The sequence below is a fragment of the Streptomyces sp. NPDC048254 genome, from assembly GCF_043201895.1.
In the GTDB taxonomy this organism is placed as follows: Bacteria; Actinomycetota; Actinomycetes; order Streptomycetales; family Streptomycetaceae; genus Streptomyces.
Genome location: NZ_JBICZJ010000054.1, coordinates 1 through 1454 on the forward strand (window position 1 = coordinate 1; position 1454 = coordinate 1454).

Consider the following 1454-nt stretch of genomic DNA (forward strand, 5'->3'; position numbering starts at 1 on the left):
TGGTTAAGGAACTCGGCAAAATGCCCCCGTAACTTCGGGAGAAGGGGGGCCAGTCCTGGTGACGGAATTTACTTCCTGAGCTGGGGGTGGCCGCAGAGACCAGCGAGAAGCGACTGTTTACTAAAAACACAGGTCCGTGCGAAGCCGTAAGGCGATGTATACGGACTGACGCCTGCCCGGTGCTGGAACGTTAAGGGGACCGGTTAGTCACATTTCGGTGTGGCGAAGCTGAGAACTTAAGCGCCAGTAAACGGCGGTGGTAACTATAACCATCCTAAGGTAGCGAAATTCCTTGTCGGGTAAGTTCCGACCTGCACGAATGGCGTAACGACTTCTCGACTGTCTCAACCATAGGCCCGGTGAAATTGCACTACGAGTAAAGATGCTCGTTTCGCGCAGCAGGACGGAAAGACCCCGGGACCTTTACTACAGTTTGATATTGGTGTTCGGTTCGGCTTGTGTAGGATAGCTGGGAGACTTTGAAGCAGCCACGCCAGTGGTTGTGGAGTCGTCGTTGAAATACCAGTCTGGTCGTGCTGGATGTCTAACCCGCGCCCGTGATCCGGGTGGGGGACAGTGTCTGATGGGTAGTTTAACTGGGGCGGTTGCCTCCTAAAGAGTAACGGAGGCGCCCAAAGGTTCCCTCAGCCTGGTTGGCAATCAGGTGTTGAGTGTAAGTGCACAAGGGAGCTTGACTGTGAGACCGACGGGTCGAGCAGGGACGAAAGTCGGGACTAGTGATCCGGCGGTGGCTTGTGGAAGCGCCGTCGCTCAACGGATAAAAGGTACCCCGGGGATAACAGGCTGATCTTCCCCAAGAGTCCATATCGACGGGATGGTTTGGCACCTCGATGTCGGCTCGTCGCATCCTGGGGCTGGAGTCGGTCCCAAGGGTTGGGCTGTTCGCCCATTAAAGCGGTACGCGAGCTGGGTTTAGAACGTCGTGAGACAGTTCGGTCCCTATCCGCTGCGCGCGCAGGAATATTGAGAAGGGCTGTCCCTAGTACGAGAGGACCGGGACGGACGAACCTCTGGTGTGCCAGTTGTTCTGCCAAGGGCATGGCTGGTTGGCTACGTTCGGGAGGGATAACCGCTGAAAGCATCTAAGCGGGAAGCCTGCTTCGAGATGAGTATTCCCACCCACTTGATGGGGTAAGGCTCCCAGTAGACGACTGGGTTGATAGGCCGGATCTGGAAGCACCGTGAGGTGTGGAGGTGACCGGTACTAATAGGCCGAGGGCTTGTCCTCAGTTGCTCGCGTCCACTGTGTTGGTTCTGAAACCACGAACAGCCCCACGTTGCCACAGCGTGGTGCGGCTGAAACAGTTTCATAGTGTTTCGGTGGTCATAGCGTGAGGGAAACGCCCGGTTACATTCCGAACCCGGAAGCTAAGCCTTACAGCGCCGATGGTACTGCAGGGGGGACCCTGTGGGAGAGTAGGACACCGCCGAAC

Annotated in this window: 2 rRNA genes; both read left to right on the forward strand. The window is 56.7% G+C overall.

The annotated features are described in order from the left end of the window. Positions 1 to 1249, forward strand: a 23S ribosomal RNA gene (locus ACGFZQ_RS52230); the annotation flags it as partial. 88 nt (positions 1250 to 1337) lie between these two features. Then, positions 1338 to 1454, forward strand: a 5S ribosomal RNA gene (gene rrf / locus ACGFZQ_RS52235).